The sequence below is a fragment of the Streptomyces sp. NPDC052020 genome (assembly GCF_040680575.1).
GTDB lineage: Bacteria > Actinomycetota > Actinomycetes > Streptomycetales > Streptomycetaceae > Streptomyces.
In genome coordinates, this window is sequence record NZ_JBFAWY010000041.1 from 41,592 (window position 1) to 57,387 (window position 15,796).

Annotated in this window: 13 protein-coding genes; 8 read left to right on the plus strand and 5 right to left on the minus strand. The window is 75.1% G+C overall.

Annotation, left to right across the window (positions count from 1 at the left end):
* Positions 1 to 46: 46 nt before the first annotated feature.
* From lnt to AB0L74_RS29880, 3 genes are all read right to left on the minus strand, one after another.
* Entirely contained in the window at positions 47 to 1,657 is a 1,611-nt protein-coding gene (gene lnt / locus AB0L74_RS29870) for an apolipoprotein N-acyltransferase (RefSeq protein ID WP_365659096.1), read from the minus strand.
* A gap of 286 nt (positions 1,658 to 1,943) precedes the next feature.
* Complete coding sequence (locus tag AB0L74_RS29875; protein WP_365659099.1) at positions 1,944 to 2,489, minus strand: hypothetical protein; 546 nt, start codon at positions 2,487 to 2,489, stop codon at positions 1,944 to 1,946.
* Between the two features lie 104 nt (positions 2,490 to 2,593).
* Entirely contained in the window at positions 2,594 to 3,379 is a 786-nt protein-coding gene (locus AB0L74_RS29880) for an aspartate/glutamate racemase family protein (protein WP_365659102.1), read from the minus strand.
* Between the two features lie 39 nt (positions 3,380 to 3,418).
* Between AB0L74_RS29880 and AB0L74_RS29885 the strand changes: the two genes are divergently transcribed.
* From AB0L74_RS29885 to AB0L74_RS29905, 5 genes are all read left to right on the plus strand, one after another.
* On the plus strand, positions 3,419 to 4,615 hold the full coding sequence (locus AB0L74_RS29885) for a glycosyltransferase (RefSeq protein ID WP_365659105.1): 1,197 nt from the start codon (positions 3,419 to 3,421) through the stop codon (positions 4,613 to 4,615).
* 240 nt (positions 4,616 to 4,855) lie between these two features.
* On the plus strand, positions 4,856 to 5,287 hold the full coding sequence (locus AB0L74_RS29890) for a DUF6643 family protein (RefSeq protein ID WP_365659108.1): 432 nt from the start codon (positions 4,856 to 4,858) through the stop codon (positions 5,285 to 5,287).
* Positions 5,288 to 5,326: 39 nt separating this feature from the next.
* Complete coding sequence (locus AB0L74_RS29895) at positions 5,327 to 6,151, plus strand: MOSC N-terminal beta barrel domain-containing protein (protein WP_365659111.1); 825 nt, start codon at positions 5,327 to 5,329, stop codon at positions 6,149 to 6,151.
* A gap of 191 nt (positions 6,152 to 6,342) precedes the next feature.
* Positions 6,343 to 6,948 carry a hypothetical protein gene (locus AB0L74_RS29900; RefSeq protein WP_365659113.1) on the plus strand — a complete coding sequence of 202 codons (606 nt, stop codon included), beginning with the start codon at positions 6,343 to 6,345 and terminating at the stop codon, positions 6,946 to 6,948.
* A 221-nt stretch (positions 6,949 to 7,169) separates the two neighbouring features.
* The gene (locus tag AB0L74_RS29905; protein ID WP_365659116.1) at positions 7,170 to 9,620 is read left to right on the plus strand and encodes a right-handed parallel beta-helix repeat-containing protein; all 2,451 of its coding nucleotides are present in this window, start codon (positions 7,170 to 7,172) and stop codon (positions 9,618 to 9,620) included.
* On the opposite strand, the gene AB0L74_RS29910 is transcribed toward AB0L74_RS29905, so the two are convergent.
* Positions 9,590 to 11,851, minus strand: a complete 2,262-nt coding sequence (locus tag AB0L74_RS29910; protein WP_365659140.1) for a hypothetical protein — start codon at positions 11,849 to 11,851, stop codon at positions 9,590 to 9,592. The two genes, AB0L74_RS29905 and AB0L74_RS29910, sit on opposite strands and share 31 nt — an antisense overlap.
* A gap of 419 nt (positions 11,852 to 12,270) precedes the next feature.
* Between AB0L74_RS29910 and AB0L74_RS29915 the strand changes: the two genes are divergently transcribed.
* Positions 12,271 to 13,125, plus strand: coding sequence for a DeoR/GlpR family DNA-binding transcription regulator (locus AB0L74_RS29915; RefSeq protein WP_365659118.1), 855 nt, complete (start codon positions 12,271 to 12,273; stop codon positions 13,123 to 13,125).
* A gap of 32 nt (positions 13,126 to 13,157) precedes the next feature.
* Here AB0L74_RS29915 and AB0L74_RS29920 read toward each other — a convergent pair whose 3' ends face one another.
* Complete coding sequence (locus AB0L74_RS29920; protein ID WP_365659121.1) at positions 13,158 to 14,282, minus strand: PLP-dependent cysteine synthase family protein; 1,125 nt, start codon at positions 14,280 to 14,282, stop codon at positions 13,158 to 13,160.
* Positions 14,283 to 14,642: 360 nt separating this feature from the next.
* Between AB0L74_RS29920 and AB0L74_RS29925 the strand changes: the two genes are divergently transcribed.
* Positions 14,643 to 14,966, plus strand: coding sequence for a hypothetical protein (locus tag AB0L74_RS29925; protein WP_365659124.1), 324 nt, complete (start codon positions 14,643 to 14,645; stop codon positions 14,964 to 14,966).
* Between the two features lie 172 nt (positions 14,967 to 15,138).
* A complete protein-coding gene (locus AB0L74_RS29930; RefSeq protein ID WP_365659126.1) occupies positions 15,139 to 15,669 on the plus strand; it encodes an ATP-binding protein in 531 nt (176 codons plus the stop codon).
* The last annotated feature ends 127 nt before the right edge of the window (positions 15,670 to 15,796 follow it).

Consider the following 15,796-nt stretch of genomic DNA (forward strand, 5'->3'; position numbering starts at 1 on the left):
ATCGGCCGCCTCCCGCACCGGCAAGGGGCGTGCGACGGGCGTACGGCTACACGTCACCGGCGCGTCGCCCGCGCACAGCCGCGCCGATCGCCCAGCCGAGCCCGCCCGCGGCGACCAGGACGAGGGCGATCTCCGGAAGGACGCCCAGCCGCGTGGCGGGCGTCTGCGAGGAGCGCAGGGGCACCTCCCGCACCAGGGAACCGGCGACGAACATGCCGGTCTGCTGCGTGATCCGCCCGTCGGGCATGATGATCGCGCTGACGCCGCTGGTCACCGGCACGGTCACGGTCCTGCTGTGCTCGACCGCGCGGACGCGGGACATGGCGAGCTGCTGGTAGGTCATCTCGCTGCGGTCGAACGTCGCGTTGTTGCTGGGCACGGAGATCATCTGGGCGCCGTCGGCGACCTCGGAGCGCACGGCCCAGTCGAAGGCGGCCTCGTAACAGGTGACCAGGCCGACCCGGGTGCCGTCCATGGTGAACACGCCGGGCTCGCCGCCCCGGCTGAAGTCCTGGCGGACCATCGAGGTCCACTCGCTGTTGATCGCGCCGATGAGCGAGCGCAGCGGGAGGTACTCGCCGAACGGCTGGATCTGCCGCTTGTCGTAGATGTCGACGGGGCCCTTGGCCGGGTCCCAGAGGATCTGCTCGTTGTAGAGCTTCCCGTCACGTTCCACGACGCCGCCGACCGAGATGGGCACACCGATCGCCCGGGCCGCCGCGTCGATGACGGCGCGCGCGTCGGCGTTGGCGAACGGGTCGATGTCGGAGGAGTTCTCCGGCCACAGCACGAAGTCGGGCCGCGCCACCTCGCCGGCCTCGACCGCGGCGGCGAGCCGCTCGGTCTCGCGCGCGTGGTAGTCGAGTACGGCCCGTCGCTGGGCGTTGAAGTCGAGTCCCGCGCGGGGCACGTTGCCCTGGACGACGGCCACGGTCGCGGTGCCGTCCTCGGCCTCGTCGCTGACCAGCGGGCGGGCGGCCACGGCCCCCGCCACCGGAACGGCCACGCTCAGCAAGGCCGCGGCCGCCGCGCCCCGCCGCACGGCACGGGTGTGGCGGGCCCGCGGTGCCAGGCGTACGAGGTCGTACAGGCCGAAGCCGCACAGGACGACCGCGAAGCCGAGCAGCGGCGTGCCGCCCGCCGCCGCGAGCGGCAGGAACACCCCGTCGGCCTGGCCGAAGGCGATCTTTCCCCAGGGGAAGCCGTCGAAGGGCACGCGCGCGCGTGCGGCCTCCCCGGCGGTCCACAGGGCGGCGGCCCACACCGGCCCGGCCGGCAGCTTCGACACCGCCGCCACCCCCGCGCCGACCAGCGCGACGAAGACCGCCTCGATGGCCACGAGGGCGAGCCAGGGGCCGGGGCCGACCTCGACGCCGGTCCACACCAGCAGCGGCAGCAGGAATCCGAGCCCGAAGAGGTAACCGAGACCGAGGCCCGCCTTCCAGCCGCGCCCGCGCAGCGCCCACCCGAGAACGGCGAAGGCGGGCACGGCCAGCCACCACAGGGTGCGGGGCGGGAAGCTGAGGTAGAGCAGCGCTCCGGAGAACGCGGCCGCGACGGCGGGCAGCAGGCGCGCGAGCCGCGGGCCGCGCGAGGTGCGCGCGGTCCGCGACCGCAGCCGGTCCGGCTCGCCGACGGAGGTTGCGGTGACGGTCACTCCCGGAGTGTACGGCGGGTGCCTGTGCGGCCGGCAAACGCGGTCCAGGGGCCGGCGCGGACGCCATCGGGCCACTGATCTGCTGTGATGGCGGCGCCTGGCACCGCGGTGCCGCGCCCGCACCCGCCGGCGGAGCCCACCCGCCGGCCCAAACGCGCGGAAGCCGGCCGTCCCGTCCCCCGCCGACTCCGCCGGCCGGCCACGGCTCTCCCCCGGCTGACCGACCGGAACCCGGCCCAGCCGGCGTCTCCCCCACCACCGGGCGGGGCGGAGGGCGCGGGGAGGCTCAGTGGGCGGGGCCGGGCGCCTTCGGCCGCAGCCGGTCCTTGATGACGCGGACGGCCGCCTCCGCGTCGTCCACGGTCACCGTGAACGTGTGGCCGTCCCACAGGCGCAGGATGATCCCCTCGCCGCGCCGGACGACGACGGCGGTGCCCTTCTCGGGACGCCAGCGGTAGCCCCAGCCGCCCCAGTGGCGCGGTGTGACGTGCGGCGCGAACTCCGCACCCGCCACATGGGAGAGCGGGATGCGCCGCCGGGGCACGCCGATGTGCCCGCAGCGCACTTCCAGGCAGTCCTCGTCGACCCGGAGCGCCACGTGGACGAAGGCCAGCGTGCCGAAGAGGACCAGCAGGCCCGCCGCGATGCAGCCGACGACGGCCATGACGAGGGGGGCGATGCCGGACTCCCACGCCGAGTCGACGGCCAGCGCGATACCCAGGGCCAGGCACGCCGCGCCGATGAGCGCCAGCAGCCACTGCGCCCGGTTCGTGGCCCGCCCGGTCCAGACGTCGGGCGGCGGGGTGTGCTCGCCGTGCCGGTGGTCCCTCATGGATACGAGGTTACTCAGGTTTCGCTCCGCGGGTACGCCGTCGCGAAGGGTGACTGGGCCGGCCCGGGCGCGCGCCGACGCGGTCGGACGGCGCGGCCCGCCGTTCACCGGACGGGGGCGACGGCCTCCAGCAGCTTGCCTTCCTCGTAGGCCAGGGCGGCGGCGGGCAGCGGGCCCGGCCGTCCGCTGAGCAGCACGGTCAGACCGCCGTCGGCCGGGGCGCCGGGCTCGGGCCGGGCACCGATCCGGCGCAGCGCCTGGGCGGCGACGGCCCCGGCGGAGCCGTGCAGGACGAGGGGCGGGGAGCCGGGGCGCTGCACGGCGGCCCGGATGCGTTCGGCGACGAGCTCGTAGTGGGTGCAGCCCAGGACGACGGTCCTCACCCCGTCCGGGGTCCGGGCGGCGGCCGCCGCGACGGCGGCGTCGATCGCCGTCTCGTCCGCCCGTTCGACGGCGTCGGCGAGTCCCGGGCAGGGCACCTCGGCGACCGGGACGCCGTCGGCGAAGTCGCGGATGAGCCCGCGCTGGTAGGGACTGCCGGTGGTCGCGGGCGTCGCCCAGATCGCGACGGGGCCGCCGCCGGCCGCGGCGGGCTTGATCGCCGGGACGGTGCCGATGACCGGAACCTCGGGTTCGAGCCGGGCGCGCAGCGTCGGCAGCGCGTGCACGGTCGCCGTGTTGCAGCCGACGATCAGGGCGTCCGGCCGGTGGGCGGCGGCGGCCTCGGCGACGGCCAGGGCACGCTCCGTCAGGTCCTCGGGGGTCCGCGGGCCCCAGGGCATCCCGTCCGGGTCCAGCGAGAGCACGAGATCGGCGTCGGGCCGCAGACGCCGCACCGCGGCGGTGGCCGCCAGCAGCCCGATTCCGGAGTCCATGAGCGCGATCTTCACCCGGCCACGATAGACGATGGCCCTCGCCGGGGCGGTCGCGTGGGGCACACTGCGCACGTGAGCGCCGTTGTGTGGACCGCTGCCGTATCACTCGCCGCCTGGGTGTGGCTGCTGCTCGGCCAGGGCCTGTTCTGGCGCGCGGACGTCAGGCTGCCACCGCGCCGGGAGCCGGCGGTGTGGCCGCCGGTGTGCGTGGTGGTGCCGGCCCGCGACGAGGCCGCGGTCCTGCCGGCGAGCCTGCCGTCGCTGCTCGCGCAGGACTATCCGGGGCGGGCGGAGGTCTTCCTGATCGACGACGGCAGCTCGGACGGCACCGGCGAGCTCGCCCGCGCGCTGGCGCGGCGCCACGGCGGACTGCCGCTCACGGTGGACTCGCCCGGCGGTGAGCCGCCCGCGGGCTGGACCGGCAAGCTCTGGGCGGTCCGGCACGGCATCGGGCTGGCACGCGCGCGTGCCCCCGAGTACCTGCTGCTGACGGACGCCGACATCGCCCACGCCCCCGACAGTCTGCGACAGCTGGTGGCGGCGGCCCGCACCGGCGGCTTCGACCTCGTCTCGCAGATGGCCCGGCTGCGGGTGCGCGGCCGGTGGGAGCGGCTCGTCGTGCCGGCCTTCGTGTACTTCTTCGCGCAGCTGTACCCGTTCCGCCGGGTCGGCCGGCCGGGCGCGCGGACGGCCGCCGCGGCGGGCGGCTGCGTACTGCTGCGGGCCGGGGCCGCCGACCGGGCGCGGATCCCGGAGGCGATCCGGCACGCGGTCATCGACGACGTGGCGCTCGCGCGGGCCGTCAAGAAGGGCGGCGGGCGCATCTGGCTGGGGCTGGCCGACCGGGTCGACAGCGTGCGTCCGTATCCGCGGCTGGGCGACCTGTGGCGGATGGTGTCGCGCAGCGCCTACGCCCAGCTGCGGCACAACCCGCTCGTGCTGGCCGGGACGGTCGCCGGGCTTGCGCTGGTGTACCTGGTGCCGCCGGCGGCCGTCGCCGCGGGCGCGGCCGGCGGTGGTACGGCGGCGGCGGTTCTCGGCGGCCTGGCGTGGCTGGTGATGACGGGAACGTACCTGCCGACGCTGCGCTACTACCGGCAGCCGTGGTGGCTCGCTCCCCTGCTGCCGTTCACCGCGTCGCTGTATCTGCTGATGACGGTCGACTCCGCCGTGCGGCACTACCGGGGGCGGGGCGCGGCCTGGAAGGGCCGTACGTACGCGCGTCCGGACGCCGTGCCGGACGAGGGCTGAGCACCGCGCGGCGCGCCCCGGCCGCCCCCCTGCGGTACCCGTCCGCCGACCGCCCGGAGAGGCCCTCGGGGGGCCGTCGGCAACCCACCCGAAACACGGCCATTACCGGAAGATCGCCGGGCGTGACGCCCATTTTTGTCAGGTTCGTTCTTATTGGGGATCCCCCGTCACGACGGGCGCGGAAAACAACCCTCTTATCGGTCTCCCCAACCAGCACATCGTGGGATTAACTTAGGTGCCATGACCTCCCCCCGCTCCACCTATGGCGGCGGCTACTACTCCGCCTCCTTCCGGGACACCCCTATCTACGACTCACTCGTGGCCGAGCGGGGCACCCCGCAGATCGCCCCGATCCGGGTCCCGGCCGCGTACGACGCGCCGGGCAGCCAGCTGCCCGCGCTCCCGTCGGCGGTGCCCGCCCTTCCGGCACCTCCGCCCCAGCCCGTCCACGGCTACCAGCAGCAGGCGCCGCAGCACGCTCCGCTGCACCAGGCGCCCGCCCCGTACATCCCGCAGCAGGCGACCGGGCCGCGCGGCTATCCCGGCCCGCAGCCGCCGCGTCCGGCGGCGCCCGCCCCCGCGGGGTACGAGGCGATGCGCCCCGCGGCTCCGCGGCCGGCGCCCGCGCCGTACCAGGATCCGTACAACAACCAGCAGTATCGCGGCTACTGATCCACCGGGGCTGTCGGTGCCTCCTGGCAGGATGGCCCCATGGGGAACGCGCGACTGCAAGCGATTCATGTTCATCCGGTCAAGTCGTTCCGGGGCCTGGCGTCCCGGGAGGCCGTCGTGGAGCCCTGGGGGCTGGCCGGAGACCGCCGCTGGATGCTGATCGACGACGGGGGAAAGGTCGTCACACAGCGGCAGCAACCACGACTCGCTCTGGCCGCCGCCGAGCTTCTGCCCGGCGGCGTCCGGCTGTCCGCGCCCGGTATGGAACCGCTGACGGTGCCGGTGCCGCTCGCGCAGAGCACCGTCCCGGTGGAAATCCTCGGGGACAAGGTCGAGGCCGTCCCGGCCGGGGAGGCGGCGGCGCACGCCTGGTGCAGCGCCTACCTCGGCGCCGACGTACGGCTGGTGTACATGGACGACCCCGCGACGCGCCGGCCCGTCGACCCGCTGTACGCGCGGCCGGGTGAGACCGTCTCCTTCGCCGACGGCTATCCGCTGCTGCTCACGACGACGGCCTCCCTCGACGCCCTCAACTCCCTGGTGGCCGAGGGCGACCACGCGGCCGAGGGGCCGCTGCCCATGAACCGCTTCCGGCCGAACCTGGTCGTGTCGGGCACCGCCGCCTGGGCCGAGGACGGCTGGACGCGCGTCACCGTCGGCGAGGTCGCCTTCCGTGTCGCCAAACCGTGCGGGCGGTGCGTGGTGACCACCACCGACCAGGCGGTCGCCGTGCGCGGCCGGGAACCCCTGCACACGCTCGGACGCCACCGGCTCATCGGCGGCAAGCTCGTCTTCGGGCAGAACCTGGTGCCCCTCCACGCGGGCACGGTCCGCGTCGGTGACCCGGTCGAGGCCGTCGGGTGAAGAAGCCCTCACGCGCGGCCCGGCCGCGGAACCCCCTCAGGTGCCCGCGCGTTGGCGTGGCGTGAGGAGTCCGTGAGAGGTCCGGCCACGAGACGGCGCCGCTTCGGGAGGTGTGCGGCCCGCTCGTGGAGGGTGCCGTTCGCGAACGGCTCCGCCGAGGGGTGTTACGCAGCGGGAAGGGGGTGCGGAGAGTGCGGACGATCAGCGGACTGTGGCGCTGGCGGCACAACCCGCTGTGCCGCACGACCGACCTCGCCGAGGCGTGGGTGGCACTCGCCGCCCTCCTGCTGACGCTGCTGGCGGCACCCCTGGCCGGCGTGCTCGCCGGCGGCGCCGCCCAGGACGTCTTGCAGCGGTCCGTCCGGGAGCAGCACGCCTCCCGGCACCCGGTGACCGCCACCGTCGTACGGGTGCTGGAGCGTGCGGCTCTCGACATCGACCCGGAGACCGGCGCGGCCCAGGACCTGCGCACCCGTGTCCTCGCCGGCTGGACCGCACCGGACGGCACCGAGCGCCACGGCGCGGTGATGACGAGCCTGAAGGCCCCGCAGGCCGGCGACCGGTTCCGGGTGTGGACGGACGGCCGGGGCCGGACGGCGGCCCGTCCGCTGGACCCCGCCACCGCGGCCACGCACGCCGTCCTCGCCGGGTTCGGTGCCGCGCTGGTGGCGGTGGGAGGTGTGGAGGCCGCCCGGCGGCTGACCGTCTGGCGCATGGTCCGCCGCCGGTACGCGCGCCTGGACCGGGCATGGGACCGCGTGGGCCCGGACTGGGGCCGGACGGGCACCGGCAGTTGACCGGCTGCCGACTCCGGTCCGTCCGCCGTCGGCGCGCACGCTACGGTGGACCGGCCGAACCGCTTCGGCAACGACCCGCGCGGAAGACAGCCACAGGGGCGCCGGGTCGGAGAGCGCGAGCGCGCGAAGGCCCGCGGGGCCGAGCACGGTCGCGCTCCCGGCCGGGACGCCCCGACGGCGAACGAGCCATCAGTACGACGAGGTGGGGGCACAGCAACGCCATGGCACAGGGCACGGTCCAGGTGACGCACACCGGCACGTCGCGGTGGCGGCGCCGCACGGGTGAGTACGCATCGCTCGCCGCCGCCCTGGAGGCCGCGGCCGACGGTGACGTCCTCACCGTCGCTCCCGGGACCTACCGGGAGAACCTCGTCGTCCAGCGGGCGGTCACCCTGCGCGCCCCCGAGGGGGGACACGGATCGGTGCGGATCGCACCGGTGGACGGGGTGCCGCTGACCGTGCGCGCCTCGGCGGTGGTGCGGGACCTGCACGTGGAGGGCCAGGACGCGGCGGCACCCGCCGTGCTGATCGAGGAGGGCACGCCGGAACTGTCCGGCGTGCGGGTCGTCACGCGGTCGGCGGCCGGGATCGAGGTGCGCGGCGGCGCCCGGCCGACGGTGCGGCACTGCACGGTCGACAATCCGGCGGGCGTCGGTGTCGCCGTCCTCGACGGCGGGGGCGGCGTGTTCGAGGAGTGCGAGGTCGTCGCGGCCGGACAGGCGGGCGTCGCGGTGCGCACCGGCGGGCGCCCCCGGCTGGAGCGGTGCCGCGTCCATCACGCCGCGGGTTCGGGGCTGACGGTGACGGGCGAGACCTCCGCGCTGGAGGCGGTGGGCTGCGAGATCTACGAGGTGCGGGGCAGCGGCGTGCAGGTCGCCGGCCGGGCCACCGCGCACCTGACCGACTGCGATGTGCACCGCACCACCGCCGACGGCGTGACGCTCGACACCGACGCCGTGCTCACGCTCGCCGACTGCCGGATCCACGACATCCCGGAGAACGCGGTCGACCTGCGCTCCCGCTCGGTCCTGACGCTCACCCGCACCAGCGTGCGGCAGTTCGGGCGCAACGGCCTGTCGGTGTGGGACCCGGGCACGCGGGTGGACGCCAACCAGTGCGAGATCTTCGACAGCACCGGCGACTACCCGGCGGTGTGGGTCAGCGACGGCGCCACGGCGGTCCTGGACTCCTGCCGGGTGCACGATGTGCCGGACGCCCTGTTCGTCCTGGACCGCGGCTCCCGCGCGGACGTCGTCGACAGCGACCTGTTCCAGGTCCGCAATACGGCCGTGTCGGTGAGCGACGGCGCCACCGCGCAGCTCGACGACTGCCGGATCCGGGACGCGGCGACGGGGGCCTGGTTCCGCGACCACGGCAGCGGCGGCGCGCTCGGCAACTGCACCCTGGACGGCACCCAGACCGGCGTGATCGTCACCAAGGGCGCCGACCCCACCGTCGAGCGCTGCACGGTCGACTCCCCCTCGGAAGCCGGCTTCTACGTGTCGGCGGGCGGGCGCGGCAGCTTCCTCGACTGCCGGGTGACCGGCAGCGGCGGCTACGGCTTCCACGTGATCGACGGCTGCCGTACGACGCTGCGGCGGTGCCGCACGGAGCGGTGCGCGCGCGGCGGGTACGAATTCGCGGACGGCGGTCCCGCCACGGGCGTGGAGGCGGGCCCGGTGGTCGAGGACTGCACGAGCGACGAGAGCGGCGGCCTGCGGGCGCACACGGTCCGCGAGACGGCCGTGCAGACGGTGAGCCGCCCGTCCGCCGGGTCACCCGGCCTGCTGGGAACGTTCCCCGGCCCGCCGGCGGCCGAGCCGGAGCCGCCGGTGGTCCCCGTACCGCCCGAGCGGCCCGCGCGGACGTCGAAGGACGTGCTCGGCGAACTGGACGCGCTGGTGGGCCTGGAGAGCGTCAAGCGCGAGGTGCGGGCCCTGACCGACATGATCGAGGTGGGCCGGCGCCGGCAGCGGGCCGGTCTGAAGGCGGCCTCGGTCAAGCGCCATCTGGTCTTCACGGGCTCCCCCGGCACCGGCAAGACCACGGTCGCCCGGCTGTACGGCGAGATCCTCGCCTCGCTCGGCGTCCTGGAGAAGGGCCATCTCGTCGAGGTGTCCCGGGTCGACCTGGTGGGCGAGCACATCGGGTCCACGGCGATCCGCACCCAGGAGGCGTTCGAGCGGGCGCGCGGCGGTGTGCTGTTCATCGACGAGGCGTACGCGCTGTCTCCGGAGGACGCCGGGCGGGACTTCGGCAAGGAGGCCATCGACACCCTGGTGAAGCTGATGGAGGACCACCGGGACGCCGTCGTGGTGATCGTCGCGGGCTACACGGCGGAGATGGAACGGTTCCTGTCCGTCAACCCCGGTGTGGCCTCCCGCTTCTCACGGACCATCACCTTCGGCGACTACGGCCCCGAGGAGCTGCTGCGAATCGTGGAGCAGCAGGCCGTGGAGCACGAGTACCGGCTGGCGTCCGGCGCGGCCGAGGCGCTGCTGCGGTACTTCGCGGCGCTCCCCAAGGGGCCGGCGTTCGGCAACGGCCGCACCGCCCGGCAGACCTTCGAGGCGATGGTGGAGCGGCATGCGAGCCGGGTCGCCCAGCTGGCGGACCCCAGCACGGACGACCTGACCCTCCTTTACGCCGAGGATCTGCCCGAACAGCTCTGAGGGCCGCCGTCCGCGCCCGGTACGGGGTCCTCGGTGGGGCGCGGTGCCGGCACCTCCGGGCGCAGCCGGGCCAGCAGCCGCTGCCGTTCCTCGGCGAAGGCCGGGTCCGCCTGGTAGTCGGAGTGGCCGAGGATGGGTCCGGGCAGGGGGTGGGCCTCGGTGCGGCCGTAGGCCAGGGGGTCCTTCAGGGGCTCCCGGTCCACCGCGGGGCCGCGGTCGCCGGGCAGCCCCACCGGGCCGCCGATGGGGTCGGTGAGCCGGTACAGGTTGCGCCAGCAGTCGACGTCCTGGTGCAGGGAGCCGAGCGCGGCGGGGCCGAAGTGGGCCGGGAACCAGCGGCCGTACAGACGCTCCAGCGGGGAGCCGTACGTCAGCAGGGCGACCCGCTTGCGTTCGGCGGTCGCGAGCTGCCAGGCGGCTGCGGCGGCCAGGACGCTGCCCTGGGAGTGCCCGGAGATGACCAGCCGCCCGCCGTGCGCCCGCGTCCAGGTCGCCATGCGCCAGGTCAGGTCGGGCACCGCGCGCTCGGCGTAGCAGGGCGGCGCGAACGGGTGGGCGGCGCGCGGCCAGAAGGTGCCCACGTCCCACAGGATGCCGATGGTGCGCCGGGCGGAGGCGTCCTTGTAGGCGCGGCGGCCGCAGGTGACGAGCAGGACGAAGCCGAGTCCGATCAGCCACGAGCCCAGGGCCTGGGCCGTCTCGGCCGCGCCGCGGACGAACGCCGGTGCGCCGGCGGCGGCGCCGGCCGGGGTCCGGCCGGTCGCCAGGGCGCCGGCGAGCGCGCCGAGGCCCAGCAGCAGGGTCGTGGCGGCGACGACGGCGATGACGCGGGGGCCCCGGTCGGTGAGGGCGGCCATCGCCCGGGCGCGGGCGATGCGGCGGGTCCGCTCGGTGTCGCCGGGCTCGCCGGGGTAGTCGCGCGCCACGGCGGCCCGTTCCGCGCGGGCCAGCCGCCAGGCGCGGTGGGCGAGCCAGGCGAACAGCGTCAGGAGCACCACCAGCAGCGGCGGGATCACGGACGCCTGCCAGGTGAGCAGGACCGGCGGCCCCTTGATGGCGGCGCCGGTGCCGTCGAGCCAGTCCGACACCCGCTGGGCGACGCCGCCGGACATCACCCCGCCGAGCGCGCAGGCCAGCATGGCGACGGCGGGGCCGCCGAGGCCGCGCATGGCGGCGCGGCGGTCGGGGTGGGCGCGGTGGAGCAGGTGGGCGACCACGCCGAGGGCGATCACGAGCAGGCCCTGCACGAGGTTGACGCCGCCGAAGGCCGTGTCGCCGGGCAGCCGTCCGGCCGACACCCACGCCGGGCGTTCCCACCCGGCGTACAGCAGGGCGAGGGCCAGCAGGGCGAGCGCGGCGAGCGGCAGCCACCGTACGAGGCGCACGTCGAGGTCCCGGTCCAGGCGCCGCTCGCTGCGGCCCCGCCGGCAGACCGCTCCGACCACGGCGGCGGCGCAGGCGGCGACGGCGGCGGTCAGCAGCCATCCCAGGGCGTCGAGGAGCGCGGGGCCGCCGGGTCCGCGGTCGAAGCGCGCGGCCGGGGCGGCGAGCGCTGCGGCGACCGTCAGGAGCGCCGCGGCGGTGTGCGCGGCGCGCAGCCGGGCCACCAGGCGGCGCCCGTACCAGAAGCCGGGCCGGCCCAGCGCGGTGCGGGCGGGGTCCTCGCCGGGCTCGCCCGCGCGGTCCAGCGGCTGCTGGGACTCGTACGCGCTCCAGGTGCGCAGCGACAGGAACCACAGCAGGCCGGTGAGGGCGGCGGGCACCACGGCCGCGAGGGCGAGCCGGCGGCCGGGCTGGCTCCACCACCCGCCGCCGGAGACGGCGGGTGACAGAAAGCCGAGCCAGGAGTGCCGTTCGGCGCACGCGCGGGTGCCCGCGCACTGCCAGGCCGCCAGGTCCAGGGCGACTTCGCAGGCCGCCGCGACCAGCAGCACCGTGAGGGTCAGGCCGGCGAGCCGGACCAGCAGGCCGTAGAGGCGGATCATGCGGATGCGGCCGTGTGCGGGGGGCCGCATCCAGTGGGCGAGGTTGACCACCATGAACGGCAGGAGCAGCAGCCACAGGGCGCGGGTGCCGTTGCCGGAGGTCAGGTTGCACCAGACGTATGCCTCGGGCACCGGCCGCCCCTGGTAGTCCCCCGGCCGCGATTCGGCGTCGGCGTCCTCGGACCGCCGGAAGACGGCGGCGACGTCGTCGCCGGTGACGCGTACGGTCCGTGGATCGTCCAGCATGGCGTCGGGTGTGGTGCCGCCGACTCCGTGGACCAGGAGTTCCAGTGCCGTTCCGGTCGCCGTGCGTGGTGGGGCGGAGCCGTGCTGCCCGCCCGCCGCGGCGTGTTCCCGTGCTTGTTCCACTGTGCGCACTTCCCCCGTGACGTGCCGTCGGCTGTGTCCGTGCGGGCACAGGATCTCCGCTCCGCGGGCGGTGTGCACCCCCTGTCACGGAATTTCCCCGATCCGTGGCGGGAGTGACGCAGAGGTGAGACCTGAGTGACATGTGCGCGTCGGTCAGGTGGTGGCGCGTCCGGTGAGCGGGCGTGCGAGGATGGGACGCCGCGCGCCGGAGCCGGAAGAATGTCCTCGTGGGACGGGTTCGCCGAGCGTGCCGGGCGGGTTTGAGGCGACTTGAGGCGAAAGGACCGGGAGCGTACGTGAGCGAGAATCAGAACCTCCTCGCGGAGCAGCGGCGCGCCCTGATCCTGGACGAGGTCCGCCGCCGGGGCGGTGTCCGGGTCAACGAGCTGACCCGGCGGCTCGGGGTGTCGGACATGACGGTCCGCCGCGACCTCGACGCGCTGGCCCGGCAAGGCGTGCTGGAGAAGGTGCACGGGGGCGCGGTGCCGGTGGTCGAGGCGAGCACCCACGAACCGGGGTTCGAAGCCAAGTCGGGCCTGGAGCAGACCGCCAAGGAGGACATCGCGCGGGCCGCGGCCGAGCTGGTCGCGCCGGGCGCGGCGATCGCGCTGTCGGGCGGGACGACGACGTACGCCCTGGCCCACCGGCTGCTCGACGTGCCGGACCTGACGGTGGTCACCAACTCGGTGCGGGTGGCCGATGTCTTCCACGCGGCGCAGCGCACCTCGGGCGCGCGGCCGGGCGCGGCCACGGTGGTGCTGACCGGCGGGGTGCGCACACCGTCCGACTCGCTGGTGGGCCCGGTGGCCGACCAGGCGATCGCGGCGCTCCACTTCGACGTGCTGTTCCTCGGGGTGCACGGGATATCGGTGGAGGCGGGCCTGTCGACGCCCAACCTGGCGGAGGCCGAGACCAACCGCCGGCTGGTGCGGTCGGCCCGGCGGGTCGTGGTGGTCGCGGACCACACCAAGTGGGGTGTGGTGGGCCTGAGTTCCTTCGCGAAGCTGGAGCAGGTCGACACCCTGGTGACCGACGCGGGACTGCCGGCCGACGCGCGCGCGGAGATCGCGGAGCATCTGCGGGTGGTGGTCGCCGGGGGGCCGGGCGAGGACGGCGGGGACCGCGGGGACGAGGGGCGGGAGCCCGCCTGAGGGCCGGCGCCGCCCGTCGTCGCGCGACGCGGTCAGCGGGGCCAGACGCCGGTCTCCAGCAGCGACTCGATCGCCGCCGCGTACGGCGCGATGTCCAGGCCCTGTCCGGCCAGCCACCGGTCCGAGTAGTACTTGTCGAGGTACCGGTCCCCAGGATCGCACAGCAGCGTCACCACACTGCCCCGGCGGCCCTCGGCCACCATCTCGGCGACGATCTTCAGGGCGCTCCACAGCCCGGTGCCGGTCGAGCCGCCGGCCTTGCGGCCGATGGCCCGCTCCAGGGCCCGTACGGCGGCGACGCTCGCCGCGTCCGGCACCTTCATCATCCGGTCGATCGCACCGGGCACGAAGCTCGGTTCCATCCGCGGCCGGCCGATGCCCTCGATGCGGGACCCGCAGTCGCAGGTGACGTCCGGGTCGCCGGTCGTCCAGCCGTCGAAGAAGCAGGAGTTCTCCGGGTCGGCGACGCAGACGCGGGTGTCGTACTGCATGTAGTGGACGTAGCGCGCCAGGGTGGCGGAGGTGCCGCCGGTGCCGGCCGTGGCGACGATCCACGCCGGTTCCGGGAACCGCTCCAGCCTCAGCTGGCGGAAGATCGACTCGGCGATGTTGTTGTTGCCGCGCCAGTCGGTGGCCCGTTCGGCGTAGGTGAACTGGTCCATGTAGTGGCCGCCGGTCTCGGCCGCGAGGCGGGCGGACTCCTCGTACATCCTGCGTGAGTCGTCGACGAAGTGGCACCGCCCGCCGTGGAATTCGATGAGGCGGATCTTCTCGGTGCTCGTCGTGCGCGGCATGACGGCGATGAAGGGCACACCGATCAGCTTCGCGAAGTACGCCTCGGAGACGGCCGTCGAGCCGCTGGACGCCTCGATCACCGGGCGGTCCGGCCGGATCCAGCCGTTGCACAGGCCGTAGAGGAAGAGCGAGCGGGCGAGGCGGTGCTTGAGGCTGCCGGTCGGGTGGGTCGACTCGTCCTTCAGGTACAGGTCGATGCCCCACGGCTCGGGCAGCGGGAAGCGGAGCAGGTGGGTGTCGGCCGAGCGGTTGGCGTCGGCCTGGACCTTGCGGACGGCTTCCTTCAGCCACGCGCGGTAGGCGGCGTCGCTGCGGTCGACGTCCAGGGTGTCGCCGGTACGGGGCTGCTCGGTGGTGCTCACGACAGGGCTCCTCACGCTGCGCGCCGACAGCGCGGCGCTGGCCGGTACATCGATCATAAGTGCCCGGCGCACGCTTCTCACCTGCATAAACAGGCCTTTGAGCCACCCCAAGAGGCCCCTGGGGCGGCGCGCCGGGCCAGGGGGGCGCATGCGGGCGCTGCGCCGCGCGCGCGTGCTCCCACGTGCTGTCCGGGGGCGCACACATGTACTGGTGCTGGGGACGCCGTGCGGGCAGACTGCACCGGGCGGGCCGGGACCAGGGCCCCGCACGGGGGCAGCGGCACATGCGGTCACGACACGCGCCGGTACCGGCCCGCAGGGGCTCGACCGGCACACCGACGCGCGGGAGGGGGCGGCGGCATGGCGGAGCCGGAGTTCACGGCCTCGGGGGTGCGGATCGAGCAGCGGCTGCGTTCGCTCACCCGGGCCGGGCAGGTCCGGATCAGCGACGGCAGGCTGGAGTTGCTCACCAGTTACGGCCGGGTGATCGACAGTGCTCCGGTACAGGCGGTGCGCGCTTCCAAGCCGTGGTTCGCGGGGGCGGACCGGGCGCTCGCGGACCTGGGCGGCAAGCGGTATGTGCTGACCCTCCGGGAGAGCGATCCCGCTCCGGGCGAGCCGGGGCCGCCCTCGGCGCGCCGTTTCATCGAGGCCGTGCACCGCGCGGCGGGGCGCGGTGGCTGAGGTGTCCGTGAGTTGCGGTGCCGTACCCCTTGCGTCACTCTGGTCTCACGTCACTCTGGGTTTACCGGCGATAACGCTGCGAACCAGCCCGCCGGCCATGACAGCGGGCGCAGACGCCCCGCTGGATCCGTTCTCCGTGTTCTTCCGGACCTCACGTCGGGGAGTCGCAGCCGTGATCAGTCACCCAAGCAGGCACTGCACGGTGGAGCTCCAAGCCCTGCCGTCGCGGATCGGCCAGGTCCGCAGAATCGTATCTGCGCAGTTGCGCTACTGGCATCTCGATTCCCTGATCGACCGGGCGGCGCTCGGCGTGACGGAGCTGTTGACCAACGTCCATCTGCACGCCCGGCCCGACAAGACGTGCACCGTGGAGCTGGAGCTGCTGCTCGACCGGCTCACGGTCTCGGTGCGCGACCACGACCCGCGTCTGCCCGTGGTGGACGACGCCGACCCGCTGGCGACCCGCGGGCGCGGTCTGGCGATGGTGGCCGCGATGAGCGACAGCTGGGGCGCCCGGCCGGACGGGGATTCCGGCAAGGTCGTCTGGTTCACGCTTCCCACGGCCGCGCCCGCGCCACGGGCCGCCGCGCGCCCGCCGCGGCGCACGGTCCAGGAGGCGCCCGCCCATCCCTTCCCCGAGGTCGAGCAGGTCGGCCTCGGCCGGCCCCAACCCGCTCCGGCCCGGTCCGCCGTCGCCGGCTGACCGGGCGGCGGCCCGGCCCCCTTCCTCTCTCTCCCTCACTCCCTCTCCCGGTTCGGTCGGCCGCTCCGGAGCTTCGCCTCTCCCCCGCGGTTCTCCCGCGGCGGTCGCCGCCTTGCGGTGTCTCGAT

Coding starts and splice junctions, on each gene's coding strand:
- AB0L74_RS29910 (WP_365659140.1), bottom strand. CDS start 11,851: ATGCTGGACGATCCACGGACCGTACGCGTCACCGGCGACGACGTCGCC.
- AB0L74_RS29890 (WP_365659108.1), top strand. CDS start 4,856: ATGACCTCCCCCCGCTCCACCTATGGCGGCGGCTACTACTCCGCCTCC.
- AB0L74_RS29905 (WP_365659116.1), top strand. CDS start 7,170: ATGGCACAGGGCACGGTCCAGGTGACGCACACCGGCACGTCGCGGTGG.
- AB0L74_RS29925 (WP_365659124.1), top strand. CDS start 14,643: ATGGCGGAGCCGGAGTTCACGGCCTCGGGGGTGCGGATCGAGCAGCGG.
- AB0L74_RS29895 (WP_365659111.1), top strand. CDS start 5,327: ATGGGGAACGCGCGACTGCAAGCGATTCATGTTCATCCGGTCAAGTCG.
- AB0L74_RS29875 (WP_365659099.1), bottom strand. CDS start 2,489: ATGAGGGACCACCGGCACGGCGAGCACACCCCGCCGCCCGACGTCTGG.